The following is a 25677-nucleotide window of genomic DNA, read 5'->3' as shown; positions in this document are numbered from 1 at the left end:
CCATGGCTGCCGTCATGCCCACCGTCAAACCAATCGTCGTCGACAGCCTGTCGCTGCTGTCGTTGAAGTGCGCGTCGCGAACCTTCGATCTCTCGAGTCGCCTCGCGCATGTCAGCATGCGCGACCAGATCGTGCGCGCCCAATTGCTCGCGCGCGACCTGAAGCGATTCGACTCTGACGCCGTTCGTGTGTTGGTGGTGGGCGCCGGCGTCGCCGGCGCCGCCTTCGCTATCGAGGCCGCCCAGGCGGGGCTGGAGGTCGCCGTTGTTGAGGCCGACGCGAATCCGCTGCACTTGCAGTCGGGCGTCACGACCCGATTCGTCGGACCGTTCCTCTACGAATGGCCGAGCGTGTTCCACGACGACCAGAACTATCCGCCCGATCCCGGCCGACATCTCGGCACGGCCCCACCCCTCACGCCGACGTGGGGCGACGACCAGCCGGTGAGCGCGGCGGCCATGGCCACGCAATTCCTCGACTGGCTGCGCCAGGCACGACATGCGCTGCGTGGCACCGCACCTGCGTTGTGGTTCGACGTCGACAAGGCCGAAGTGAAAACGTTCGTTCGCCGGTTCGTCCACGCTTCCACCTTGAACTTCTGGCGCTGGATGGCGGGGCTGCCGCAGCGGCCGATGCCGCCCCTCTCCTTGACGCGCGGAAGTGCGGATCCGGCCAACCCGCCGGGCGCCGCACCATTGGCAGGCTATACGCCCGATTACGTCGTGCTCGCGGCCGGCATGGGCCAGGAGAACACCTCGCTGCCACCCGCCGCGGGAAGCCCGTCGACGGTAAGCGGAAGACGCTTCTGGGAAGTCGACGACCTGAAGGACCCGGCGTTCGCCGACCTCAGGGTCGGCGTCTTCGGCGGGGGTGACGGCGCGTTGCAGGACGTGCTGCGCTTGCTGACTCAGTTCGAGCATCCGCTGCAACTGCTCGCAGTGCTCCGCAAGGACGCTGTGGTCAGGAAGCTACTCGCCCGGCACGAAGGCGCGCTGCTGACGATCGAGCAGCAGAGCCGCCTGATCGGCACGTGGACACTCGGCCAGGACGTTTTCGCCGAAGTGGACGCCGCCAGCCGCGACGTGGCGGCGGCCCTTGCCTCCAATCGTGCGCTTCGCGACAGCTTGGTGCGGCAGTTGCGGACGGGGAACGGCTGCGTTCAACATTTCGTCCGCGATGCGCACTTCGGCAAAGCCTATCTGCTGAACCGATTCGTGGTGCACCTGATCGACGAGGCAGGCAAGACGGCGATCGCCAACGGCGAGGCGGGCTGGAATCGCACTGTCGAATACCGGCTCTACTTCGGGTCGGAAGCCGCCGGCGCGCTGCAGCGCGGCCGTGGTGTATCAGGGCTGCCCTACCAGGTGGACATCCGCGAAGCGAACGGGAACGTCCAGACCTGCGGTTTCGACCGCGTCGTCGTGCGCCTTGGCTTAGATCAACAAGCCGTCGGCGCCAACCAGTTGATCCAGCTCAGCCCTCGCGATAGCGGCCAGCGCACTGCCATTGCGCAGGTGCCGTTGCCGTTCGTCACCTCGCGCTGAGAAGGATCGACAGGAGCCATTGATGGATGTGTTGCGGATCTACATCGTCTTCAATCCGGACCATGACGTGACGCCGCTGTGGTGCGAAGCGCTTTCGAAGGCCTTCGACGGTATCGGCATGCAGCGCGAAGGATTGCGATTCAGCGTGCCGGTGCATCGGCGATCAGCGACTTGGGATGGCCCCCAGGACGGGCTGCTCGATGCCAACCCACGCTGCATCGACTTCGGTCGCGCGGAGTGGAACGTCGTTGTCGTCCTGCAGGACGTCGACATGATGGACCATCGAGAGCGTTGGGGGCCGTACCTGGCGAACGTCATGTCTCGGTACGCGGGTAACGAGGCCGCGAGCACGGTCATCCCGATCGCCTTTGGCGATGCGGGCGCCGCGCACTTCCGCGAACTGCATGAGATGCCGAAACACGTGCTCAGCGGGGCGCCCAACGAGGAGGGCACCCGACAGCTTTTCGTCAGCCTGCTGAATGCCATACTCGTGATGCTGGACCCGGAAGGCAACCGGCACGCGGCCGGCGCCGGCCATGCGGTGTTCATCTCGCATGCCAAGCGCGACGGGCTGGATGCCGCCGAAAAAATCGCCCGGCAATTGCGCGATGTGATGGAAAGCCTCGGGCCGCAATGCTTCTTCGACAAGGCGAGCCTGATCCCGGGAGACGAATACCCGAAACGCTTCGAAGAGTCAATCGGCCGCGCCAGCTTGCTGGCGCTGGTGACGGATACCTATCACGCGCGGCCATGGTGCCGGTGGGAGATGCTGTGCGCGAAGGAACTTGGCCGGCCCGTGGTCGTCGCGGATTTGAGTCGTGGGCGCATCGAACGCAGCTTTCCTTACATCGGCAACGTACCGACGATCCGGCTTAACGACGCACCCGAGTCGCTGTCGAACGAATCGGTGGAAGTCTTGATCCAGGCCTTGCTCAGCGAATCGCTGCGCATCCAACTCTGGCGCCGCCTTGCCGGCCGCATTGCGCAGGAGGACGACAGCCTGCTGACCAGGCCGCCCGAGTTGAGCGATCTCGCGCTGATCGCAGCGAGCCTGCCAGGTCGAAGCCGAAGAGTGCTCTACCCGGACCCCCCGCTCAGCACAGAGGAGATCCAGTTGCTGAGCCGGGCCTTCCCGTTCATCGACCTTCGCACCCTGAGCCAGGCCATCGCATGAACCCCGCCCGCAATTCCGCGATCGGTAGCCGCCTCGCCGACCGTCTCGTCGCCATCTCCATTTCGGAGGCCGACGACACCGCACGGCTCGGGTTCCCACCGGACCAGTTGGATCGCGTGCTCGAAGCCGTGCTGACGCCCCTCGTCAGCGACGGCGCCCGAATCGCCTATGGTGGCCGAATCGAGATCCCGCAAGGAATGCGCCGCAACTACACGCTGGAGATCGTCAGCGTGCTCGGGGAAGCCTACCGGCGGCTCGATGTGGAACCGGGGCTCCGGCCCTTCGCGCACTTCATCGCGCAGCACCGCTTCGTTCAGAGGACGGAGCCGGCCAAGGTGCTCAATCATCTGCGGGCCCTGGCGCCGTATGGCGAGGCCTGGCTAATGGACAGTGAGCGTGTCGCCTTCATCGCTGCCTACATCGGCGACGACATGGGGCGGCCAAGATTCGTGCTGAAGCCGCATCCGGCTGCCGACATCGACGGCCCGGAACGCGAGACGTTTTCTAGCGCGTCCGAATTGTGCGCCACACACGCCTATCGCCTCCTGGGGACGAACGTTAGTCACCCCGCGCTCAGCTTCGAACGTATGCGGGATGCGATGACCAGGATGTGCGATGCGCGCATCGTCGTAGGCGGTCGCTTCAGCGGCTTCGCAGGGGAAATGTCCGGTCTCACGCAGGAGGCGCTGTTCAGCCTGCAGCAGCGCAAGCCGGTCGCCGTGCTCGGTGGCTTCGGAGGCAGCGCGCGCGACATCGCGATCGCGCTGGGACTTCTCGCTGTCGACGAGCGGGTACCGAGGAGCGAGCATGACGACGCCGATCGCTATGAGTCTGGCCTCGCGGAACTCGGACGAAACCGCGAAGCGTTCGAGCAAGTCGCTGGCGGCGACTTGCCGCTGTTGAAGAGGCTGGCGACCGAAGACAGCGTCGTCGATGCCACCTCGCTTCTGATCCGCTATCTGCTGCTGCGTTTTCGGGCTCAATGATCCGCACGGGTCCGCCCGGCGACTCAGGGCACATGAGTGAACGAGAACCCGCTGACCGGCGCATCGTGGGCTGGGCCCTCATGGGCTCGTTGGGCGACACGTACGGCAAGGGCTATCCTCACACTGCACCTCCTTCGGTCGATCAGTGACGAAGGTACTGCCACGTTGTTGAAGAGTGGACGGCGAGAATGCGGGGCATGAAGCCTGCCGTCGAACACAGCGCGACCGCCGCCGACAAAGCAATGCCGCCCAACAAACCGTTCCAGTGGACTGTCAAAAATACGCTCTTTTGCTATCCGCTGAACTCAAACGTTCAACGGCTGCTTTTGGGCTGCGGGATCCCTTTGACGTAGGACTGCAACGGGCCCAAACTTCCATTTCGACGGCGAAGACAGCGGACGTTCGATACTTCCATGGCACGGTCGCCAAAGGGCAGGGGGCTATGACTGCAATGCCTCGGGACCGGCGGTTGATACCGGGGCGTCCATCGCTGTTGAGCGACCGGTGTCGGCCTCACAGCGTGAATTCACCCCGGGGCAGTCAAGGACCGCAAACGCTGCAGAACGGCATTCCGCCCGACGGCCTGTCGATCGCACTTCCGGGCCCGTTGCCATCCTCCGATTTCTTCGCCTGAATTTTGGCTCTGCAGCGTCTGCGGTCTTGCGGGTTGCTCGTCGAACTCACGCTGTGAGGCCGAATCCTGTCGTCCATGGGCGAAGAATTCCCCAGATTCAACGACCGGTCCGAAGGTATTGCAGTCGTAGCTCGGCTGCGTCCCTGCGGCCACACCGCTATCGCAGGGTTGAACGACCGCTTTCTTAGCCGCCCAACTGGACGTCAGGGCCCATCTCAGCCCGTCAGCATCGACCGGTGTCCGGCAGGTGTGCAGCGGTTGCGAGTCGCTCGGCGTACTCACGCTGTGATGCCGGGCTGCGGCTACTTGAGTGCGCAGTCGACGAGGGCGGTGTGCGTAAGTACAGCTTCAAGTCATGGCGTTTCCGCGACGTGACAGAAGCAAGTAGTGCGGCCGGCATCACCGGCAGCACTACTTGCCGCATGCGCTTGGCGTCCGGGTGGCGCAGGTCCGCCGAGGCAATTCATTCCGTCATCGCGACAGATCCGATCGATTCAATCGTCAACAAGCCTCATACAAAGTGGTGATGACCGTGATAGCCAAGGTCGCATCCAATGAATTGACGGGCCAAGCCGTTGCTCTTCTGCGAACATTTGAGGCTAGCGCCGCGCGGCGCCGGAGAGACGTTATGCAACTTGTCGTCGTCACGCCTATCCGTCTTCTCGCGGACGGGCTGTCCCATTGTCTGTCGTGCCACTCCGAGATTTCTCTGCTCGCGACCGTGCGCGATCTAGCGGGGCTCAGGGAAATCCTCGCCTCTGAAACGGTGGACGTGGTCCTGATGGACGTGACCCTGGGCGTGGACCTGGACGAGGTCCGAACGCTGGCTTGCGAGCACCCGAAGATCGCCTTTGTCGCGCTCGGCCTGAATGAGCAGCGACATGACGTCATCCGGTGTGGGCGCGCAGGCTTCAAGGGGTATGTGCCGAGGGACGCGACGGTCGACGCCTTGTGCGGCGCCCTGCTGGACGTGGAGGCGGGACGCTTGCTCTGTCCGGCAGAGATTTCGGGAGGGCTCCTTCGGGCGCTCTTTCGTCACGACCTTGCTGCTGACCGCGTGGATCCTGGCGTGGCATTGACGCGCCGCGAGGGCGAGGTGCTGCAGCTGATCGGCCGCGGCATGTCCAACAAGGAGATCGCCCGCGAGCTGACGCTCAGCATCGCCACGGTGAAGCACCACGTGCATCACGTTCTCGAAAAGCTCGAGCTGCCGCGCCGGGCGCAGGCGATGAGGAAGGTGAGGGAGATGCCATGGATTGCGAACGCTCCGATGACCCCGCAGGTGCAGCTCGCCAAGTCTCCTGACTGAGCAAGAAACGGTGCGTCTTGACTTCAGAAGTGAAGCCAATGAATCTTTGAAATCTGCCCGCGATAGGTCTTATTCGCCAACTCCTCAACGACCGCCACGGCCCTCTCGTCGGGCTCCCGATCGGAGATGAACACAAGCCGGACCTTTACCTGCGGATGCTCCTTGAGGAACGGCTGTAAATTGGCCATCAGGTTCATCGCCTGCGATTGCTTATGCATGCGACGCCCACGCTCCGCACTCGATACATGCTCAAGCGACCAGTCGCTCCGCAGCGTGACTTCCACGGGAATAATTTCATCCGAGGTAAGCGCAATCAGATCCGGTTTCGAAGAGCCAACAACCTTCCCTTCGAACTTCAGCAACGACCGGTAGAAGTACTGAGCCGGCTGGTTCTTCCCTGGCATGGCATCTGCAATTTCCTTGCGATCGAGTGGAATGTCTTTCAGGCTCGGTCTTTTCCCGGACTTGATAAGACCAGCCTTCGACCATTCGCTGTCCTTAGCAATGAGCTGTCGGATAAGCGTGTCGAACGCCAGACTCTTTGCGCCGAGTTCAAACGCCTCCCACGAGTGAGTCTCGGGCTTGCGAGGAGCTATCAATGGCATCCTCGTATTCGCAGAAAGCGCTCGCGCTCCAATGCCTGCTTTTACTTCGATCTTCACCAGCTCGAGCCGCAAATCCGATCGCTTATGCACGGACTCTCGGACAACGGGTGGACTAGCAGTGTACCGATACGCCAGCCGATCTCCGGCATCGACCACGACGATGCTAGTGAATACCGGATGTGCTCGTTTGATACGCCGAGCGACGATTTGCGCGTCCGCTAGGGTGATGCCTCCCCCTTTTAGAATCCGCCCTTCATCCGCATCAAGGTCGGCAAGACCTGCAGCAATCTTGGCGGCCTTCTGGGGATCATCCTGCTGGGGCTCGTCTCTCTCGTCTTTCTTCCCCAACACCACCCTCCCCGCCGCCTTCACCAACCCAACAGCCCCGCGAATCACCCCATCGATGGCCTTGTTGACCGGCGCCTGAGCCTTCTTCATCAGCGCCTGAACCGGCTTGGACGGATCACTCAGTCCCAGCAGTCCCGCGAGGAAGCCGATGGCCACGGGCACCGCGCGGGCCAGCGCGTTCTCGACGAAGGCTGCCGCTGCCGACAGGTTCCCCTTCGCGATCGCGGCCATGGACGCCACCACCGCGCTCACCAGCGTCGCGAGCTGCTGCCCGCGCTGGACGAAGAACACCCCGATGTCGTAGATCGCCTTGCAGGCCTTGAAGAAGGCCGAGGCCGGATTCAACAGCCCGATGATCCACGTCACCCCTGCCACGATCACCTTCTCGCGGATGAAGTCAACGATCCCGTCCAGCACCATGGACTTGAGTTCGGCCACCTTCTCCTTGATAAAGCGCCACAGGCCGCCGACCCCTTCGGTGACCAGCACCTTGAACACTTCCGCCGCCTGCTCCAGCGCCTGCACGACCGGCTCCCCGATGAGGGCCACGGCGCGGGCCCGGAAGTTCGCGTAGGTCAGCCCCAGGAACTGCAGCACCAGGCTCACCACGCCCTTCAGGTCGAAGGTCTCGGGCATCGTCAGGCCGGCCCCGGCGAGCGCGCCGAACAGCCAGTCCATCAGCCCCTTCTTGAGGTGGGACGCCAGGTTCGCGACAAAGCCCTTGAGCCCCGCCATCACGCCGGCGACGAGATTCCCGAGGAAGCCGATCGGGTCCGCGACGATGTCCTCCACCACGCCCGCCGCCCGGCCGAGCAGGGCGCTCAGCATCGCCTTGAAGGCGAGGATCTGCTTCACCACGCCGACGGTGGCGTCGAGCGCGCGCTGCCACAAGGTCTTGTTGGCGTCCCGCAGCTCCTGCTCGCGGGCTGACATGCGCTCGCACGAGTCCTTGTAGCGCTGCGTCAACTGCGCCACGAGCCCGTCGCGGCGCTCGTCGATCTGCGCGTTCATCGCGTCGAAGTCGCCCGCCACGGCATCGCGCGCCTGAAGCCCCGCCTCGCGCAGGTGCGCGTCCAGGCCGGCGATCCGCTCGTCCACGGTCTTGCGGCCGAGCGCCACCCGCCGCTTCGCCTCCCGGACCTTGGCATCCACGACATCCGCCACCGTCTCGATCGCGACGTCCACCCGCGCCAGGTAGCGCTCGCGCGCGACCGCCAGGGCCTGGGCGATGTGTGCCTCCCAGTCTTCGGCCCAGGTGGTCAGCCAGGTGCCGAGGCCACCCTTGGCGTCCTCGAACGCGGCCTCGTACTCGGCCTCGGCCGCCTTCAGGCCGTCCTCGAACAGCCGCACCGACTCGGACTCCAGCGCCGCCAGGATCAGCGCCACGTCGTTCTTCGTGGAATCCTTGATCGCGGTGATCTCGGCGGCGACCTGGCGGCGGCGCTCGGCGTCCTTGTCCACGACGCCTTGCTGGCGCCCGCCCACCTGCGCCAGCTTGCCCAGCCGCGCCGCGTGCAGCCCGTCGAGCCCGCGGGCGATCACCAGCTCGGCGCCTGCGCGCGCGGCGGCGTGCTCCTTGGCCTCGCCAGCGCGATAGCGGGCCTGTGCCGAGGCCTCATGCCGCTCGGCCGCGCCGCGCGCGTCGGCCGCCGGCGCGAAGACCGGGTCGGATGCGCCGCTCAAACGATCAGGCGAAACGCCGGCCTGGGCCAAGGCTGCGTCGGCGGGCGCGCGGTCAGCGCGGTAGTCAAGCTGCTGCGGCGACAGCGGCGCCGGCACCACGGGCCCGGCAGGCACGGCGCCGGGACGCGCCCCCAGGGGCTCCACGCGGAGCGCCGTGGCGGGCGGCACCGCCTGGGCAGAGGCCGGCGATTCGGCCGCGGCGGCCGAGGCCATCGGGCCGGCAGCGGCGCTGCGCTGCTCGGTGAGCTGGCCGCGCAGGACGCCGCTGGCCTGCCGGGCGCCGCCTTCCATGATGGCCTCCGCCTCGGACGGTGTCTTGGGTTGCGGGGTCGCGTCGCGGATGGCCTGGCGCAGCTGCCCCTTGAACGCGCCGCGGCGCAGCGCCTCCAGCTGGACGGCGTCCATCGCACCGACCGTCTGCGTGGCGGCAGCGCGCGTCTGCTCGGTGAGCGGCTGCACCGCGGCCGCCTGCGCGGACGCAATGGCCGCGGCCGGCGGGCCGTGCCGAGAGGCGGTAGTGGCGCGCTGGTGGACCGCGGTGACGACGGGCGCGACGGCCTCTTCCGGCGAGGGCGCGGCCGGTGCGCGTTCAGGCGCGGCGGCGGCTGGCGTGACCAACTTCGCCGCATTGACCGGCGCTGCCGCGGCGTTCGCCGCCGGTCGCTGGACGGCCGCAGACCTCAGGCGCTCGACGACGGCCTGCGCCATGTCATTGCCCAGGCGGCTGCGCAGGACCTGCGTCGAATGGGGCGCGGCCACGGCCTTGCCCCGCGCCGCCGCCACGGCCGAAGCGGCGCGCCGCGTCGGTGCGGCTGTCTGGCGAACGGCGCTGCGGGCGGGCACGGCAAGCCGGTCGTTGATCCGGTCCCGGGATCACGCGGCGCCGTAGGGCGTCGGTCGGATCAGCCGTCGAGGCTTGACCTTGTCATTGACCTTCAGCGGCTCGGCATTAGCCGGCACCTCGATATGCGCGAGAACGACCCCGCTGGCGGCGTCCGTTTTGCATCCGCAACTGAAGGGCTCCGATGAGAAGCAGGGGACGTCATTCCCTTCGTCATCAACCTCACCGCAGCGGCAAGCGCCTTCCGGGCTCTTCTCGGCCTGGATGACTTCAATCCGGAAGCCTTCGTGCAGGCGCGTGGACACGGTCTGCGCGTCCTTGCCGCAGGCGCTGTCACAGGCGACCTCGCGGGGCCGGCTCCGGCATTCGTCGTAATACAGCGTGACCCACAGGGGGTGCATGCTCATATCGCAGCGCTCCAGCGTGAGGGTCTGCTGCCCCTCGACCTCGATCACGTTGCCGGCGCAATCGAAGGCCACGCCGGGGCTGACGATGAGCCCGACGCCCTTGTCGTCATTCACCCGCTTGGCCTCCACCTTCAATCCGCACACGATGCCGGCGCCGAACACGGATCGGAGCAGCAGCCTCACGACGTTGCGCGTGTACGCGACGCTCGCGTTGAGGTCATCGTCTTCGAGCAGTTGGCCCGACGCGAAATTCGGGCGCGACAGGCTGCCGCGGCCGGTCGTTTCCTTCTTGGTGCCGTTCATGTCTGGATCCTCCGATCTGGTTTGCCTTTGAGGGTCAATCAGGTGCCGCCGCCCCGCGACGCATCGGCCTTCTCAATCCACAGCAGGGACCGGAAGGTCCCGCCCGGTGTGCCATTGCCGCCTTCCCCGCCACCGCGACTTGAAAGTGCGAGGCCTCGTGCGTTGGCGTCGATGGCCTGACCACGCATGTCGAGGATGAAGTCGCCGTGGATCAGGATCTCCATGCGAAACTTCAACAACTGAAACACATTCGCTCCTTTGGTGACCTCCTCCGCCCAGTCCTTGTCGACCTTCAAGGTCACTTTGCGGGTGGATTCATCCGGATCACCTTCGGTCTTCTTGTCGATGATCGGCTCACCCACAGGAACGAATCGCATATCGCGCCAGCCGGTGTCACTCGCGAAGACCATGAAATTGAGCGAGAAGCAGTCAGCCAGCAAGGTGGTCACATCTACCGGTCCCGAGAACGTGACGCTCAGGTCGGTCCGCATCTGCTCGGACTTCTCGGGCATCGCCCCTACTGTGGCCTGTACTCCTTGTAGAGCAGGCGCAACGGGCGCGTTGGGAGGGGTGCCTTCGCCCGGGGCTGCAGCATCCACAGCCGCCGTTGTCGCCGCGGGCGCCGGATCCTCGTCGGGCTGGAGGTTCAGAAAAGCCAGGAACTCCTTGAACGGGATCGGTTTTTTTTCGGATCTCCGGTGGTACGCAGCCCAACTGATCGATTCAATCCGCGTGAGATCCTTTCCCTGGATCAGGTCATAGAGCATGTCATTGCGCTTGATGAGGCGTCGCGGCGAATGCTCGTCCGTCTGATCGGATAGCGTCAGCGGTCCACAAGGGTCTGGACGCTTGGCCTTGACATAGGCCAAGGCGATGCCGCGGGAATGATCAACGCGCATGTCGCGCCATTTCTGCCGATCTGAAAGCTCCTGGTCCTCGGAAACAACAAGTTCCTTGGACCACTCGCTGAGCTGCCGGTGCGGCCCACGCTGGCGAGCCCCGCAAGCATCGGGCGTCAGCGATGTCTTGCGATCGTCGGCCGGCTCCCTGCATAGTCTTTCCGACGCCGGGGTCAGCGAGAACAACACGGTCTCGCGAACGTATTGCCACTCCTTGTGACATCCACAGTTGTCGGAGACCATCGTGCTGATGACGTCCTTCTCTGCGTAGTGGATGGACAGCAGATATTGCTGCTCGTCCTCGTCCATCTCGTCAAGTCCGTCGGGACAAGGTTCACCCCGCTTGAGAAGGAACACATTGTCCTGGTTCAGCACGACGCCATTCGGGCTGATCACTTCGATCTCGCGTCCTGCCTCATCAATTGCCAGTCCGCGCGTGACCTTCGAGTTCTTGACGTCGAGGCCCAGTCCGAACGCGATGCCCCACCCCATGATGCTGCGCGTCATCAGCCGGCGCCGCTGGAGAAAGTACTGCTGCTCGATCCGGAACGACTCCGCCTTCATCGCCTTCTGCGGGAAGAAGCGGTTGCGCCACCCCGGCTTCGGTCCGCGGTGATCATGGTGGTCGTGACCCTCGTGATGGTCCTCGTGGCCGTATCGGTCATGGTCCTGCATGTCGTTGGGCATGGTGATGCTCCTTGGGTGTTCAAAGTCCTGTTCGGCCGGGATTGCCCGGCGGGTCCATCAACGCAATCGGAAACCCAGATCCGTGCCTTCATCAAGGCGGCGTTCCCGGCCACGATCGAGCGCCGAGCGTCCGACCACCTGGTCCTCGCCCAGCCGCCCCGGCGTGAGGCCGTCCAGGCGCCACACATCGGCGGTCTCGCTCGTGTCACCGTCTCCCGCGAGCACGCCGTCCGTGCGCGTGTGCCAGTGCAGGTCCGCCCGCACGCCCGCGGGCAGGAACTGCGCCAGCAGCGCCGGCAGCGCGCTGGCGAGTTCCTTCTTCCGCTTCGGCGTCGTGGTGATGTCCACATGGACCACGGCCGCCACCGCCCGCAGCGGATCGCCCATCACCGCCGGCACCGCGCCCGCGCCCGGCAGCCTGGCGAGGCCGACCCGCGCCCTCTCCCCCAGCGTCGCCGTGGCCCGCGGCGCCCCGGCGATCACCAGCGGCAAGGCCGGCCCCGGCCCCGTGCGGCCGCCCAGCGCGTCCGGCGGGTGGTCCACCATCCGGTCCTCGATCCCGATGCAGCTGGACGCGCCCAGCAGCGCATGCAGCAGCCCGCGCAAGCCCTGCCGCGTCCCCCGCGACGCCATCAGTCCGCCCGCAGCCTTCAGCAGTGCGCGCTTGTCCGCCGCCGCCATCCGCTCGTCCCAGGGCAGGCCGAGCCAACCGGCCAGCTCGTCCAGGCGCGCCGCCGGCGCCGTCTCCGGATCGATCCCGGCGCCGATCGCGCCGATGCGTTCGTCCAGGCCCTGCGTCATCGTCTCGATCACGCCCACCCAGCCGCGCAGCAAGCCCTCCGGATCGCCCTCCCGGCAGCGGAAGATCTCCGGCAGATGCGCCATCAGCGAGCGGTCGGGATAGCGCACCGCCAGCGCCTCCAGCTCGGGCATCGGCACGCCGGGCGGCATCACGATCTCGATGCCCAGCCACATCCAGCGCTGCTGCAGCCTGAACAGCGGCACAGCAATCTCGCCGTCGACCTCACCCGGCTTTTCCATGCGGAAGGCCGGCAGCCGTGTGAAGCCGGCGCCCTGAGATCGATGCCATAGCCGTTCCCAGCGCTGCGAGAGCGGCAGGTCCCCACGCTCGAGCCACGCCCGCACGTCCCGCGCCTTCAGCTCGTCATCGGTCCCCGCGGCCTCGACCACGAGCCGGGCCCCAGGCGGCAGGGACAGCCGCAGCTCCGCGCGCAGCCATCCCCGCCCTTCGGCGCCCGGCGGCGAATCCAGCACCGGCGTGATCAGCAGGCCCCTTGCCATCTGCCGGCCGCACGCCGGCCCGCCGTCGAGCCGCCACAAGCCCTGCCGGGTCGCGATCCACACCACATCGCCCTGCACGGCTAGGTCGCTGAACGCCACCGGCTCCTGCATCACGTCGGGCGCCGCCTCGTGCAGCACGCCGCCGTCGGCGTCGAGAACCATCAGCGCGCTGCGCGTGCTGCCGCCTGCCGACTGCACCAGCCACAGCGCGATCCGATGGCAGCCGTCCGAACTCATGCGCTTCACGCGCCAACCGGGCGCCAGCGTCTCCACCGAGCGCTCGACCACCGGCACCGGCTTGACGGCCGAGGCCATGTCATCGGCATCCGCATCGCCGTCGAAAGCCATCGGGCCGAGCCGCGCCCAGCTCAGGCTCGCGCCATCCTGGGAGAGCAGGACCAGTGTGCGCCCGCCGTCCACGCTCACCATCTCGCGCGCGGCCTTCGCCCCTTCGGGCTGCCAGCGCTCGATGACGCAACCCGCAGCGTTCACGCGCTCGCACCGTTGCCCGGCCGGCCCCGCCGCGTCGCCCCCGGCCGTGCCGAGCTCCGCCAGCACCCACAGCCCGCCGCCACCGTCCCCGGCGATATCGACGATGCGCCGCGGCGCGGGCGTGCACCGGTCGGCCAGGCGCAGGTCCAGGTCGCTGCCCAGCTCGAAGGGCGAATCGGCCGCCAGCGAATCCGCCTCCACGCGCTGCAGCCACAGGCTCTTTGCGCCGAAGCCCCACAGCCCCTCGCCCTCCAGGATCCACCGCGGGCTCTGCGCCAGCAGCCGGTCCGCGGCGACGGATTGGAACTGATGACAGTCGCTCGCCATGCCCCCTGAGGTCTGCAGCAGGCATTTCGACGGCGTGTCCCCGTGCGTGCTCCAGCGCACGCCCCGCCGCCCCGCCGCCACGCGCAGCAGCGCGCCCCGCACCGCCTGCACGGCGTGCGTGCCGAGCGGCGGCTCCACGCGCAGCCCGCCCTCATTCGTCACGCCCAGGCGGTGACGCACGCAGCGCTTCCAATGCGCTGGCGTCGTGAATCGATAGGCCTTCAAGCCGGTCACGCTCATGGCGCCCTCCCCGGTCCGCGGGTCACCGTCAGGTCCTGCCGGTCGATGACCAGCTTGGGCAAGCCGCTCAGCCCCACCCGAAGCGCCTTGCCCGCCGGCAAGGGCCGCCCGCCGAGGACCAGCTCCACCGCCTCCACCCGCAGCACCCCGGCCACCTGGCGCAAGCAGCTGCGCACCTGCAGCGGCGTCACATCGCGGCCGAAGGGCCAGGCGCGGATCTCGCCGTCGTCCAGCGGGGACAGCTGATCGCGCAGGCAGGCCATCGCACGCCGCGCCACCTGCTCGGGATCGGCCTGCGCAGCGGCTTGCAGCGTCGCGCGCACGCGCAGCTCCACGAAGCGCGGGCTGATCACCCGCAGCCGCTGGCCCAGCGGCAGGCGCGGCGCCAGCCGCCGCGCGATCTCGTCGAGCCAGCGTGCGGATTCCGTGCCGCCGTCGCGCCCGTCGGCCCCATGCCGGCCGGCCGCCACGAGCACCCGCAGGCCGCGCGGGCGGGGCGGCGTGCCCCGCTTGAGCGCCGGAATCGGCAGCTCTGCCACGCGCGCCACGCCCAGCCCCGTCAGCGCGAGCGCCGCTGCGCCCAGGTCCGCGCTCGTCACCAGCGGGCGCGCTTCCCGGACGCGCTCCCGCGCCCGCCGCCGCAGTTCCGCCAGATCGTCCACCGCCCGGCCGCCGCTGACCACGGCGATATTGCTGCCGAAGTCCGCCTGCACGCCCGGCACCCGCCACATCAAGCCGGCGGGCAGGCCGCCGCCCGCGCCCTTCGTCGTCCAGCACGCGACCTGCAGGCTGGCGCCCGGCGGGAATGCGCGGCCGTTGAGCCCGTTGCCGAAGACGAGCTGCCCGTTCGCCGTGTCCACGCGATAGACGCGGCACTCGGGGCTGCACGCGGCCAGATCCTCGACCCGCGACCAGGAAAGCATGTGGCCGCTGCGCGCTTCCGATTTCACTTCCAGCGTCGGATTTCCGCGCTCCACCATCGCGCCCACCGGCAAGGTCCAGCTGCGATCCGGCGCGCCGGTGCCGAAGTGTTCGACGCGCAGCGCCACTTGCTCGCGTTGAACGATGGGCACCACATTGAGATCGACCCGGCGGATCACCGGCGACCGCAGGAAGCCGCCCTGCGCGCCGCGCAGGACCAGGGTGAGCGGCGCCTTCAGCACGCGCCGCGGCTTGCAGGCCACCAGCACGACGCCGCTGCGCAGCAGGCCGTGGGTCGTGTCCTCGACCACCGTCAGCTCGCGCTCCTCGCCGCCGCCGCGCAGCAGCACCTGCAGCGAGGCGCTCTCCGGGCAGGTCGGGAGACACGCGGCACCGAAGGCGTCGGCGTCGGCCTCGACGGTGTCCGGTGCCTCCTCGACGCCGCCGCGCGGACGTCCTTGGCCCGGCAAGGCGAGATCGAAGCCGATGGACAGCAGGGCATCCGCCCCCAGCGGCGCGTGCGGATCGCTCGGCACGGCCGGCCAGTCGCCGTTGAGTTGAAGCTCCAGACGGTCCTGCGGCAGCGGCGGATCGCTGAAGGGCGTGAAGCCCACGCCGTGCAGGCGATTCACATCGGTGACGTCGTCCTCGCTGCCGTCACCGCGGCAGGCCTTCAGCTGGGCGATGCGCTTGCCCTGCCACAAGAGCAGCGAATGGCTGCAGCAATAGGGCGGCGCTTCCGCGCCGGGCGGCCTCACGCGCTGGTCGGCGGCGAGGACCCGCGCCACGGGCAGCGGGTCGGTCGGCCAGACCAGCCCCTGCGCCGGCGCCGCGCCGCGCGCGCGCACGCCCAGCAAGGCGGCAAAGGCCCGGCGCTCGTCGCGCCGCACGCGGCCGAGGCTGTAGATCTGCGCCTCGGCGATCCAGGCCAGCAGCTCGGTAAGCATGATCCCCGGGTCGTGCGCGTTGTGATCCGTCCAGGCCGGCGCGAGCGTCGGAATCAGCGAGCGCGCGAGCTCCGTCAGCTCCGTGTAACCGATGTCGTCGAGCTGGAGGCGGACGTCCTTCATGGTGCCAGCTCCGATTCGCGCGACGTCATCGTGCACCGGACGTCGTCGGCGGAGACCACGGCCAAGGCATCGGCGGCCAGGCGCGGCGGGGCTTCGGGAGCGTCATCGCGGGAGGCATCGGCGTCGGCATCGGCATCGGCCGCCACGGCGGTGATCGTCACGTCCTCGATCTCCTCCACAGCCGCGAGCGGCGCCAGCACGGCAGCGATCTCGTCGCGCGTGGGCCAGTGGCCGACCGGCCAGCCCCGCCCGTCGAGCCCGCCGGTGGCCGGATCGAGCAGCGCCTGCACGCGCAGCCGCGCCTGGCCGTCCACGCCGCCGCCATGCGCGAGGCGGTCCACCACGAGCCGGATCTCCACGCGCAGCGGCCGCAGCACCGGGCCACGAATCTCCAGCACGTCCGGCGCCATGAGCGAGGGGAGCGAATGCGCGGCGAGGAAGCGGCGCAGCTCGCGCAGGGCCGCCTGCGTCGGCCGCGGGTCGCGGCCGCGCATCACGACCACCAGGCGCAGCGCGCCGCCCTCGGTCACGGGCGCCGCCTGAGCGATGTCCGGCGAGAACTGGCGGGCGAGCGCGGCGAGGTCATCGGGCGAGATCGCGCGGCCGCGCAGGCGCAGCGTGTCCGGCGCGAAGCGCATGACTTCCGCGGCGTCCTGCGGGTCGGTGCCGCCGGCCGCGCCGTCGGGCGCGATCACGGTGTCCACCCCGCGCAGCGGCGTGACAAGCTGGACCTGCGTCCAGGCGGTGAGCGCATTGGCCGCGGCACCGCCGCCGTGGCGGTAGCGCCGCGCGAGGATGGTGTCGGCACCGGGCGGCGGAATGCGGCCGTGGCGCCCGTCGCCGAAGCGGATCTCGCCGCTGGCGTCGTCGAGGCTGTAGACGCGCTCGTCGGGGCCGGCATCGTCGGTATCGGCCACGCAGGTCCAGCGGATCCAGGGCCCGCGGTTGAACGCGATCTCGTCTTCCACCAGCGTGCGGTCCAGCGCGCGCAGCCGCTGGAGCGCTTCCTCGCCCAGGCGTTCGCGGACGCGGAGCTCCAGGCTGCCGGCGATCACCGGCGGGCGGGCGGGCATCACGCGCTGCAGCGGCGAGCCGTCGGAGGAGCCCAGCCATTCGTTCTCTCGCGTTTCGCAGGCAGACGCCCAAGTGCCGTTGAGCCATGCGCCGCGCACGACCGGCGGCCAGAGCCCGGCCGCATCCGGGTTGGCCTGCAGGCGCAGCCACCAGGCGGTCTGCCCGAAGAGCTGCGAGGACTCCGGCGGCTCGCCGATCTGCAGCACCACGGTGCCGCTTTCGGTGAGGCCGCGCGTGCCGTCGTCCACGGGCACCGGCTCGAAGCCGCGCCGGCGCAGGACGCTGGCCGACAGGGGCAAGGCGCCGCCGGCGTCGAGGCGGTCCTCCACGAGGAACAGCAGGCTGACCGCGCTGCCGGAGGGCGGGCGGTCCAGGCCGAGGTAGAGGGCGGGCTGGCCGGAGGTGGCCGGTGCGCCGTCGGCGTCGAAGCGCTGGAGGGTCTCGCCCAGGGGGACGAAGTAGCGCAGCGTGGCATGGGCGGCGTTCGCGGCCTTGTGGGCGTTGTTGGCAGCGGTCTGGTCCACGAGGGCGCCGCCGTCGCGCGTCAGGACGAGGTCGGGCAGCACCTTGTCGGCGAGGTCGTAGGCGACGTCGAGCTTGATCACATAAGGCGCGCGGATCGTGGCGGTGTTGCGGGTCACGGTCTGGCCGTCGCCGGTCTTCGCGGTGGTGAGGGTCACCGACTCCTCTCCGTAATTGCCGCCGACCAGACGCGCGCGGATCCAGTGGTTCTTGCGGCCCATCACGTCGGTGGGGGCGAGGTCGTCGGGGACGTCGAAGCTCACCTCCCCGGTGTTGATGAGATGTCGGGTCACGTCCGTCACCTTCTCGATCCGCCGCCAGGCCTGGCCGTCCCAGAACTCCCAGGACAGCGAAGGATTGCGCCGAAAGGCGCCGCCTTGGAGCGTCCATTCGCGGAAGGGCTTGTTCGAGTAGGTGGTGAGGTTGATGCCGGAGCCCGCGTTCGGCGCGCCCTCTCGGCTCTCGGGCGGCAGCAGGATCCAGGTGCCAGGTGAAGCGGCGCGACTGAGGGAGAAGCTGGTGTGCCGCGGCGGGGTCCAACCCTCGAGTTCCAGCAGATCGACGACGTCCAGTTCGGCCGGTGGGTCCGTCGCGCGCAGGTACAGCGCGGAACGCAACGCGGACTCGAGCCCGCAAACCCTTCTCGCATGCCAGTAGCGCGTGATCGTGGCCGCCTTCGCAAGGACCGGGCGGAACTCCACGACCGTCCCGCCCTCGGCCATCTTGGCGACCTTGACCAACTGCTTCTCGCCGTCCAGTTCAATCAGAAGAAGCTTCCCAACCGCGATCGCGATCGTGTCGGATTCCGAGCGGGTCAAGGATTTGACTGTGTGCTTCAACGGCTGGAAATCCGCGGACTCTTCTTCCATCAGCGCAAGCGCCGTCGCGCTTTCTTCTGACACTCGCTGCTTGAAACGCACCATTGATCGCCCATCTGGCGTCGACAGCAGCGCCGCGACGGGCTCAAACTTCCGGCCTTTGCCGATGCTGAGCTCGGCGAGCAACTTCTCGGGGTCGTCGATAGAGGAAACGTTTTCCTCGCACCGCGCTGCATCGACCAGCGGGACGCTAGTGAACGTCTGGCTCTTCCACCGCTCAGCCCGCGTGACGACCCCGCTCGCGTTGTCCGTCGGCACGATCAGGTCCTCCCCCAGCACGATGGGCGCGGCGCTCATGACCTTGGACTCGGCCGGCGCCGCGCCGCGCATCCATCCCCGCGGATTGCTGAACGGCGTCCAGCGGACCGGGTAGCGCTGCTCCTTCTCCTCGACGACGAGGTAGATCGCGAGCTCGTCGGCTTCGCCCCCCAGCGGATGCTCGAGGGCATAGGCACAGGTATGGCCGACGACTTCCGCACCCTCCTGCTTCGCCTCCTCCGCCTCCACCTCCACCTCCACCTCCACCTCCCCCTCCAGCTTCGCCTTCGCCTTCATCCGGATCGCCAGGAGCGTCTTCTTATCGCTCTCCCACCCGACCACGTGCAGCAACCCTCCACGCATGAAGGCCAAGGGCGTGAACGCCAGGTCGAAGCGGTGACCGCCCGCAACCGTGTCCCACCGCTCCGCTCCGGCGGGCGGGGACGAGAGGAGATGCAACGCTCCGCTGCCGTCCAAGGCGATGAGGCGCTGGTCCTGCGACGCGTCTTTCTCCGTGTGCACAGGAACGATCACGCGGATGCCCCCGAGTGGCTTCGCCGGGGCCACCTCCGGCCATTGCGCGTTACCTTTGGCCGGCCGCGAATGCACCGTCCCGCCCTGCAGGACGTACACCATCGGCACGCCCTGGCTGGGCGCCAGCATCAAGATCCCGCAGGATCCGCCGCCTGCGTCGTCGGGCTTCGCTGGCGCCACCGGGGGGAATCCCAGCCGTGTCCATATCCCTTCGGTGTCGGGAACGCCCTGCTCGTAGAGCCACGCCACGGAAAGGCCGTCGGCGCCGACCTCGACCGCGCTGGCGAACGCAATGCCGCCGCTGGCCACGGCGCCGAGCCCGTACGCCGGCGACAGCTGGATCGGCAGGTCATGATCGTCCGCAAGCACCACGCGGTCCTGCGGGGTCAGGACGGCCCGGCTGCCGGGCTCCCCGTCCACGGAGCGGGTCGCCTTCAGCCGGATGAAGCGACCGTCGTTGCCGATGCCCATCAGCAGATCCACCTTGACCTTTTCATCGGTCCCCATGGGCACGGCCGTCAGGGGCGTGCGGAGCTGGTCGTCCACCGTGAAGTCGAGCGTGATCTTGGCCCTGGCCTTCGAGAACGCTTCCCCGCAGCCGAGGTAGAACGCATCGAACTGCCGCGGCTCGCGGCCGAGCGGATAGAACGGTGCGTCCAGCACCAGCGGCGCCGTGTTAGCCAGGCCGTCGAGCTGAAGCGACGTCCGGCCCGCGCCGGCGGGCCGTTGCCGGTCGTCCGCCGCCGGCTCGGCGGCTCGCTTCGCCTTCTCGGCTTCGGCCACCTTGGCCTCCCCGGCCTTCAGCAGCTTCGTGAACGCCTCCGGCCAGTCCTTCGGCTTCCCCTTGACGCTCAGCCTCAGCTGCGACGTGGTGGCGCCCTTCGTGTGCTTGAGCGCCGACGCCTCGCGCGTGGCCCGCAGCCAGCGGCTCCGGTGCCCTTCCAGGACCAGCACCTCGATCGAGCCGGGCTCCTTCATCAGCTTCAGCGGCACCTCCCCCGGCACCGGCTTGAGCAGCTGCCATCCCGCCGGCGCGTCCTTGCCCAGCCGGTCGAGCTTGCCCCAGTACCGCCACTCGGCGTCCGCTGCCACGCCCCCGTCCGCGCTGACCACGATCAGGGCCGCGCCCTCGATCTTCAGCAGGTCGCCGGCGCCGATGTACAGCGCGTGGTCCTGGGCGTTGATCCAGGCTTGCGCCGGACGGAAGGCGCGCTCCAGCGTCAGCCGCTGCCTGGCCGGCATCGGCGCCGCCAGCGCCGGCGACAGCCGCACCATCCGCGCCTCCACCTCCACCACGCGTTGCAGCGTCTTCGCGGGCGTGCGCACCATCAGGCCCGGCGCCAGGCCCTCCGCAGCCTCCACCTGCACCCACTCATTGCCCGCGAACGCGTCGGCCTGCAGCACCCAGCGGCCGGCCGTCGCCTTGGGCGCCTCCATCGCCAGCACGTCCGGCGGCGGCAGGTAGAAGGCGTTCTCCACCGGATCGGCCGCCACCAGGTGCTGCAGGCGACCGGGCAGCACGCGCAGCGGCTGCTCGGTCTCCAGCATCACGGCCACGCCATCGCGCGTCTGCGCCTGCAACTGCACGCGCTCCCCGGCGTCCAGCGGCTCCGCCGTCGCGCCCATGCCCAGCACCACCGGCAGGCGCGCCGCGCGCGCGCCCGCGCCTTCCAGGCCGATCCAGTGGATGAAGGCGCGCAGGCTCTTCTCCGGCACGCGCTTCAGGCGCTGGTTCACCTCCGCGCTCAGCCGCGCCGCGATCTCCAGCAGCGCCAGCCCGACATCCCGCTCCCCGCCGCGCGGCCGCCAAGCCGGCAGCCAGCTCCGCGCGCGCGCCTGCAGGTCGGCCAGCAGCGCGGCTTCGCTAGGCACATCGTCGTCACGGGGTCCGGGCCGGCGTTCGCTCATGACCGGCTCCCCGAGTTCGAGCCGGTGCCCGCTTCACGGAAGGCGAAGGGGTAGACCACGTTGCCGGTCTGATTGGTCTGCCGAACGCGGTACTTGAGCTTGATCAGCAGGGTGCCGCAGCTCAAGTCCGTCTGGTCGATCTCCACGTTCAGCACTTCGATGCGGGCCTCGAAACGCTTCATCGCGTCGCGCACCGCGGCGTCGATGCGCGTCATGAGCGCCGTGTCCACCACTTCAAAGGTCAGCCGATGGATCCCGCAGCCGAAATCCGGCCGCCGGACGCGCTCGCCAGGCGTCGTGCCCAGGATGATGCGAACGGACTCGCGGATGTCCCGCTCATGCTCGGAGAGCGCCACCCCACCCGTCCTGGGGTCCAGGCGTATCGGATACGCCCAGCCCCGCCCCATCCAGTCCTTTTGCGGGTCCATCACGTCACCCGATGAGCACCGTCGGGGCGCCGCCGACGATCACGTTGGGCCCGCCGGCCTCGATCACGCGGTCCGACTGCCGAGCCGCGAACAGCCCGCCGATGCGGACAGTGGCGCTGCCCACGGCCACCGTGCCGCCCACGTGCGGCTGCGGCCCGTTGGACAGTGGGCACAGGTGCATGTCCGCGCCGACGCGCCAGGCCGGCACGCCGGCGATCAGCACGGTCGGACATCCGGCGCCGGTCAACGGCGTGCCGTGGCTGGTGGGGTCGCCCACGCGGGCTGCTGGCAGTCCCATGTCCGCTCCTCAGTTGATGTTGACCATGGCGCCGTTCAGGCCGAGCAGGCCGCCGGCCTTCACGTCGATGGACCCCGTCGCCTCGATCCGCACGGAGGCGCCCTTGAGCGTCAGCGCGCCGCGCGCCTCCACCGTGAGCGCGCCGCTGCGGCTGTCGATGCGCAGCGCATTGCCTTGGCCGTCCTCCACGCGGATGCCCTCGTCGTCGAGCACCACGCGCTTGCCGTCGTCCAGCGCCAGCCGGACGGCGCCCTTTGCGCCGTCGTCGAAGACCAGCACATGCCCTTTGCGGGAGCGGATCACCCGCCGGTCATTGCGGCCGTCGTCGTTCGAATCCGGCGGACGGTCCACGCCGTTCCACAAGGCACCGATGACGTAGGGGAAGCGCAGATCCCCGCGCTCGAAGGCGACCAGCACCTCGTCCCCCACCTCGGGCAGGAAGTAGGTGCCCCGCTCGCCGCCGGCCATGGGCACGGCGATCCGCGCCCAGTAGCTCTCGCGCGGCTCGCTGTGCCAGGGGTAGCTGACCTTGACGCGCCCCTGCCCGCCGTCGTCGCGGTTCTGCCGCACGATGCCAATGCCCACACCCTTGGCGTGGCCGCCGGCTTCCAGCCCCGATTCGCCGGGCGCGATGGCGAGCAATGTCATAGCGAGGTCTCCTTCACCTTGAGGCGGGTCCGGTACCCGTTGGCATCGATCTTGTGAACGGTCTGCTGCACGTAATAGGTCTTGGAGAACGGCGCGCCCAGCCCGGCGATGTCCACATTGCAGTCCGGCCGCAGCGTCGGCAGCCCCATGCACTCGGCCTCGCCGGTCACGAAGCGCTTGGCGTGCTCGCTGAGCACCGCCTCGGCACGCCGCTTGGCCTCCGCCTCGGTGAACACCGGCTGGCGCAGCTGCAGCACCGCGTCGCGGCCGACCGCCTGGCGCAGCCGCGCACCGGCGCCGATGCGCCGCGGGTCCAGGCCCGACTCCTCCCCCGCGCCGGCGCGCCCGACGATGGGCTGCTTCTTCGCGGAGTCCCAGCCATAGACCTCCACCTTTGACACCTGCGCCGCGAGGTTCGCCTCCGGCCGGAACGACAGCAGCCCCTGCCCCCAGCGCAGCGTCACGACGCCGTCGTCGCCGTCGCGCGGCCGCGCAAAGCGCAGCGCCTTCTTCTCCGTCACGTAGAACTCGCAGTGGTTGCGGTCCGCGAGCTTCTTCATGAACTCGAAATCGCTCTCCTGGTTCTGCTCGATCTGCGCGTGCTGCTCGAGCGTCGGCTCGATGTCCGGATCAAGGCCATGCTCCGCCGCCAGCTGCAGCACGACCGCCGTGTCGGTCCAGTTCTTCCAGCTCCGCGACTGCTTGCCCAGCGTCATCGTGAAGGCGTGGTCATAGCCCGCCACCGTGAGCTCCGGCGTGCCGCCTTCCGGGAAGCTGATGGAGATCTCCGTGATCACGCCGCTGAACAGCACCGGCAGATTCGAGCGATCGCCGTAGCCCAGCTTGATCTCGACCGTCGCGCCGAAGGTCAGCACCTCCAGCACCTGCCGGTTCAGCCCCGAGACGAATGCGCGCCCCTCCAGGTCGTACGCGCCGCCCACCACGAAGCTGAAGCGGCCGGCGGCGCCCAGGCTCAGGTCCACCTCCACCTGCGTCACGTCGATCGCGAGCTGGTGCGTGAGGTCCCGGCCCGAGACCAGGACCTGGAACGCCGGCGCGTAGAACGCGCCGTATTTTTCAGAAAGCGGCGCGAGTTCCATCGCGGTCCTCCAGCGGCGGGACGGTCACCCAGGTGCCCGGCGGCAGCTCGCGCGGGTCGTCCAGGTCGTTGTGCTCGGCGATCACCTTCCACAGCGCGGCGTCCCCGTACTCGGCTGCCGCCAGCGCCCACAGCGCCTCGCCGGCGTTGAGGCAGCGCCGCTTGGTCTTGTCGGACGACTGCAGCGGCACGTCGCGGATCAGCTCGGTGAGCGTCTTGTATTCCCTGAAGCTCACCGACAGGGTCGCCCGCGCCGGCGTGCCGTCGGGCCGGAAGAGCGTGATCTTGCGCGACAGCTTCTCGATCACCGCCTTGAAGTTCAGGGTGCCCCAGAGGAAGCACACGGGCGGCGGCGCATGCAGCTCGCGGTCGATCTCCAGCAGTGCCGCCAGCGCGTCCAGCCGCTGCGCCACGCTCGGCCCGGTGCCGCGGTCGGTGTAGTCGTCGAGGAAGAGTTCCATCGACAGCACGTCCGCCTCACCGTTGATGAAGTGCAGCAGCGGGCCGCTCAGCCCGACGATGGTCGTGGCCTTGAAGCTGTTGCTGCGCTCGATGCTGTATTCGTTCGGATTGAACAGCACCGGAATCCGGTCGCCCGCATGCGCGCCGGCAACAATCTCGATGACCGCTTTCTCGATTGCCATGGCCGGGTCCTGCCTCAGAGTCCGCGCCGTTCGCGCTCGATGCGCAGGCGACGCTCCAGACGGTGCATCACGTCCTGCGCGAGACGGTCCGCCATCGCCGCGGCGGCTGCGCTGCCCGGCGGCGGGAAGGCCGGAGCGGCCGGGGACGGCGCCGGTGCGCCGCTCGTGCCTATCCCATCACCCCGCGGCGCCGCCGTGCGAAGCGCGGGCGTCGCCGCCGCGCTGCCCTCGCCGGGCCAGCCGTCCGATGCCGGCGAGTCATCGGCCGACGGCCTGTCCCGGCGCAGCGCGCGCCAGGTCAGCTCCGCGGGAGGGGCAGACGACCGCGAGCTGGGCCTCGCCCCTGCAGCGCGAGCTTGCGCTGCGAGCCCGACAGCGCCGCGCGCCGTCATCGCGACCTTGCTACCAAAGGGCCTCGCGGGTCGGACGTCGGGCCGGGCTGCCTCAGGCGCTCGCCATGTCAACGCCACGCCCAGAGCGCTGCGTGCGGTGGAGGCCGGGGTCCGATGGCCGTCGAAAGCGACACCGGCCGGGCGCGCGCGCGTCGATCCGCTCGATGCAGGCCTCGATCGACCTTCGATGCCCTGCGGCGGCAGGCTGTTCCGAACGTCGTCCGTCACCAGCACGCGAGCCCTTGGGAATGCATGACGAGGCCTTGCTCCGGCATCGGCCCCATGCGCGGCATCGCGCGCGCCGCGCCAGATCGTCACCGGCTGCGCGACGACAGCGCCGGCGCGGGGCGCCGCGGTCCGGCCGGGGCTCACGCACCCGGGTGAGGTCAACGCGCGCACGCCCATCGGCGATGTCGTCCTGCTCGCGCCGCCGTCCGGACGCGCCGCTACCGCCTGTGAGCGCCACGCGTGAAACGACGGCATCCGCAGCGCCGGCTTCGGGTCCGGATCCAGATGAATCGTCACCGAGCGTTCCTGTTGCAGGGCGGCCTGGGGCGGCAGATTGCGCGCCAGGCGGTGGAGGTGGACGTGCGTGTGGGCGTGCGTGTGGAAATGGGTAAGCGAGAGAACCTGGGCGCCGCGGTGGACCGTGGGCTGCGCGTCGCCGCCTTGCAGCCGACGCCGCCACTGCAGCGCGAGGGCGGGCCTCGTCGGCAGGGCGCGCGCGCGGGACGCCGCTATCACCAGCCGCGTTGGCGCGCCGCTGCGCGGGCGCAGGAGCGGGATCGTGTTCATCCGCGCCGGATCCCGTGATGCACCAGCTCGACGCTTTCGACCATCACCTGCGAGCTGGTAGCGTCGAGGTCGGTGCCCGACCACTTGACGGGGAAGGCCTGCTCGATCAGCCAGCGCCAGACCTCGTTGCCCTCGGCGTCGTGCAGCGCGACGACGAAATCGCGCCGCTCCACCCGCCCTTCGATCACGGCCTCGTGCCAGGCCCACATGCGGTCGTCCGCCAGGCCGCGCTCGAGGACGATGGGGCCGTAGGCGGTCATCGTGGCGAGCTTGTGCTCGTGGTCGTTGACGCCGCCCTCGCGGTAGGACTCGTGGCGCGTTTCGCGCACGAGGCCCTTCACGCGGCTGAAGCCGCCGTGCTGGATCCGGTCGAGCTCGATCCGGAAGCGGAAGCCCTGGTAGGGATCGGCGAGCGGCTTCATCACGG

The 25677-nt window shown here is 68.9% G+C and carries 19 protein-coding genes; 6 read left to right on the top strand and 13 right to left on the bottom strand.

What is annotated here, in order from left to right; all coding sequences use genetic code 11:
- Positions 1–2: 2 nt before the first annotated feature.
- The 5 genes from QTH90_RS21055 to QTH90_RS21035 all read left to right on the top strand — a co-directional run bounded on the left by QTH90_RS21055 (position 3) and on the right by QTH90_RS21035 (position 5647).
- A complete protein-coding gene (locus QTH90_RS21055; RefSeq protein ID WP_286666517.1) occupies positions 3–1544 on the top strand; it encodes an FAD-dependent oxidoreductase in 1542 nt (513 codons plus the stop codon).
- A 22-nt stretch (positions 1545–1566) separates the two neighbouring features.
- The gene (locus tag QTH90_RS21050; protein ID WP_286666516.1) at positions 1567–2718 is read left to right on the top strand and encodes a toll/interleukin-1 receptor domain-containing protein; all 1152 of its coding nucleotides are present in this window, start codon (positions 1567–1569) and stop codon (positions 2716–2718) included.
- Positions 2715–3704, top strand: coding sequence for a hypothetical protein (locus QTH90_RS21045; protein ID WP_286666515.1), 990 nt, complete (start codon positions 2715–2717; stop codon positions 3702–3704). Before QTH90_RS21050 ends, QTH90_RS21045 begins: the two co-directional genes overlap by 4 nt.
- Positions 3705–3901: 197 nt before the next feature.
- Positions 3902–4057: a hypothetical protein gene (locus QTH90_RS21040; protein WP_286666514.1), complete on the top strand. Its 156-nt coding sequence runs from the start codon at positions 3902–3904 to the stop codon at positions 4055–4057.
- A gap of 807 nt (positions 4058–4864) precedes the next feature.
- Complete coding sequence (locus tag QTH90_RS21035) at positions 4865–5647, top strand: response regulator transcription factor (RefSeq protein WP_286666513.1); 783 nt, start codon at positions 4865–4867, stop codon at positions 5645–5647.
- Between the two features lie 23 nt (positions 5648–5670).
- Here the strand turns inward: QTH90_RS21035 and QTH90_RS21030 are convergent, their stop codons facing one another.
- From QTH90_RS21030 to QTH90_RS20975, 12 genes are read right to left on the bottom strand one after another with little or no spacing between them, the layout of a single operon-like run.
- Positions 5671–9126: a phage tail protein gene (locus tag QTH90_RS21030; protein ID WP_286666512.1), complete on the bottom strand. Its 3456-nt coding sequence runs from the start codon at positions 9124–9126 to the stop codon at positions 5671–5673.
- Between the two features lie 30 nt (positions 9127–9156).
- Entirely contained in the window at positions 9157–9834 is a 678-nt protein-coding gene (locus tag QTH90_RS21025; RefSeq protein ID WP_286666511.1) for a hypothetical protein, read from the bottom strand.
- Between the two features lie 38 nt (positions 9835–9872).
- On the bottom strand, positions 9873–11420 hold the full coding sequence (locus QTH90_RS21020) for a hypothetical protein (protein WP_286666510.1): 1548 nt from the start codon (positions 11418–11420) through the stop codon (positions 9873–9875).
- 57 nt (positions 11421–11477) lie between these two features.
- Positions 11478–13781, bottom strand: a complete 2304-nt coding sequence (locus QTH90_RS21015) for a phage tail protein (RefSeq protein WP_286666509.1) — start codon at positions 13779–13781, stop codon at positions 11478–11480.
- Positions 13778–15772, bottom strand: coding sequence for a putative baseplate assembly protein (locus QTH90_RS21010; RefSeq protein WP_286666508.1), 1995 nt, complete (start codon positions 15770–15772; stop codon positions 13778–13780). Before QTH90_RS21010 ends, QTH90_RS21015 begins: the two co-directional genes overlap by 4 nt.
- Positions 15769–20910, bottom strand: coding sequence for a baseplate J/gp47 family protein (locus tag QTH90_RS21005; RefSeq protein ID WP_286666507.1), 5142 nt, complete (start codon positions 20908–20910; stop codon positions 15769–15771). The genes QTH90_RS21010 and QTH90_RS21005 overlap by 4 nt, the downstream gene beginning before the upstream one ends.
- Before the next feature lie 32 nt (positions 20911–20942).
- Positions 20943–21374: a GPW/gp25 family protein gene (locus tag QTH90_RS21000; RefSeq protein WP_286666506.1), complete on the bottom strand. Its 432-nt coding sequence runs from the start codon at positions 21372–21374 to the stop codon at positions 20943–20945.
- A gap of 4 nt (positions 21375–21378) precedes the next feature.
- Positions 21379–21672 (bottom strand): PAAR domain-containing protein, encoded by a 294-nt coding sequence (locus QTH90_RS20995; RefSeq protein WP_286666505.1) that lies wholly within the window; start codon positions 21670–21672, stop codon positions 21379–21381.
- 9 nt (positions 21673–21681) lie between these two features.
- The gene (locus QTH90_RS20990; RefSeq protein WP_286666504.1) at positions 21682–22320 is read right to left on the bottom strand and encodes a phage baseplate assembly protein V; all 639 of its coding nucleotides are present in this window, start codon (positions 22318–22320) and stop codon (positions 21682–21684) included.
- The gene (locus QTH90_RS20985; protein ID WP_286666503.1) at positions 22317–23420 is read right to left on the bottom strand and encodes a phage late control D family protein; all 1104 of its coding nucleotides are present in this window, start codon (positions 23418–23420) and stop codon (positions 22317–22319) included. The genes QTH90_RS20990 and QTH90_RS20985 overlap by 4 nt, the downstream gene beginning before the upstream one ends.
- A complete protein-coding gene (locus QTH90_RS20980) occupies positions 23398–24063 on the bottom strand; it encodes a CIS tube protein (RefSeq protein WP_286666502.1) in 666 nt (221 codons plus the stop codon). The genes QTH90_RS20985 and QTH90_RS20980 overlap by 23 nt, the downstream gene beginning before the upstream one ends.
- Positions 24064–24077: 14 nt before the next feature.
- Complete coding sequence (locus QTH90_RS20975) at positions 24078–24980, bottom strand: hypothetical protein (RefSeq protein ID WP_286666501.1); 903 nt, start codon at positions 24978–24980, stop codon at positions 24078–24080.
- On the opposite strand from QTH90_RS20975, the gene QTH90_RS20970 reads away from it, so the two are divergent.
- Positions 24969–25268 (top strand): hypothetical protein, encoded by a 300-nt coding sequence (locus QTH90_RS20970; RefSeq protein WP_286666500.1) that lies wholly within the window; start codon positions 24969–24971, stop codon positions 25266–25268. The two genes, QTH90_RS20975 and QTH90_RS20970, sit on opposite strands and share 12 nt — an antisense overlap.
- Here QTH90_RS20970 and QTH90_RS20965 read toward each other — a convergent pair.
- Entirely contained in the window at positions 25247–25672 is a 426-nt protein-coding gene (locus QTH90_RS20965; RefSeq protein ID WP_286666499.1) for a phage tail protein, read from the bottom strand. The two genes, QTH90_RS20970 and QTH90_RS20965, sit on opposite strands and share 22 nt — an antisense overlap.
- Positions 25673–25677: the final 5 nt, after the last annotated feature.

This window comes from Variovorax flavidus (assembly GCF_030317145.1).
GTDB classification, from domain to species: domain Bacteria; phylum Pseudomonadota; class Gammaproteobacteria; order Burkholderiales; family Burkholderiaceae_C; genus Variovorax; species Variovorax flavidus.
Note: the sequence above shows the minus strand (reverse complement) of the source record. Positions and strands in the feature narration are given on the sequence as shown.

Bases quoted from the DNA above. Each gene is read 5' to 3' on its own strand.
- QTH90_RS21000 (WP_286666506.1), bottom strand. From the start codon at position 21,374: ATGGACCCGCAAAAGGACTGGATGGGGCGGGGCTGGGCGTATCCGATA.
- QTH90_RS20980 (WP_286666502.1), bottom strand. From the start codon at position 24,063: ATGGCAATCGAGAAAGCGGTCATCGAGATTGTTGCCGGCGCGCATGCG.
- QTH90_RS21045 (WP_286666515.1), top strand. From the start codon at position 2,715: ATGAACCCCGCCCGCAATTCCGCGATCGGTAGCCGCCTCGCCGACCGT.
- QTH90_RS20985 (WP_286666503.1), bottom strand. From the start codon at position 23,420: ATGGAACTCGCGCCGCTTTCTGAAAAATACGGCGCGTTCTACGCGCCG.
- QTH90_RS20965 (WP_286666499.1), bottom strand. From the start codon at position 25,672: ATGAAGCCGCTCGCCGATCCCTACCAGGGCTTCCGCTTCCGGATCGAG.
- QTH90_RS21040 (WP_286666514.1), top strand. From the start codon at position 3,902: ATGAAGCCTGCCGTCGAACACAGCGCGACCGCCGCCGACAAAGCAATG.
- QTH90_RS21035 (WP_286666513.1), top strand. From the start codon at position 4,865: ATGACCGTGATAGCCAAGGTCGCATCCAATGAATTGACGGGCCAAGCC.
- QTH90_RS21025 (WP_286666511.1), bottom strand. From the start codon at position 9,834: ATGAACGGCACCAAGAAGGAAACGACCGGCCGCGGCAGCCTGTCGCGC.
- QTH90_RS20995 (WP_286666505.1), bottom strand. From the start codon at position 21,672: ATGGGACTGCCAGCAGCCCGCGTGGGCGACCCCACCAGCCACGGCACG.
- QTH90_RS21015 (WP_286666509.1), bottom strand. From the start codon at position 13,781: ATGAGCGTGACCGGCTTGAAGGCCTATCGATTCACGACGCCAGCGCAT.
- QTH90_RS21010 (WP_286666508.1), bottom strand. From the start codon at position 15,772: ATGAAGGACGTCCGCCTCCAGCTCGACGACATCGGTTACACGGAGCTG.
- QTH90_RS21050 (WP_286666516.1), top strand. From the start codon at position 1,567: ATGGATGTGTTGCGGATCTACATCGTCTTCAATCCGGACCATGACGTG.
- QTH90_RS21055 (WP_286666517.1), top strand. From the start codon at position 3: ATGGCTGCCGTCATGCCCACCGTCAAACCAATCGTCGTCGACAGCCTG.
- QTH90_RS20970 (WP_286666500.1), top strand. From the start codon at position 24,969: ATGAATCGTCACCGAGCGTTCCTGTTGCAGGGCGGCCTGGGGCGGCAG.
- QTH90_RS20990 (WP_286666504.1), bottom strand. From the start codon at position 22,320: ATGACATTGCTCGCCATCGCGCCCGGCGAATCGGGGCTGGAAGCCGGC.
- QTH90_RS21020 (WP_286666510.1), bottom strand. From the start codon at position 11,420: ATGCCCAACGACATGCAGGACCATGACCGATACGGCCACGAGGACCAT.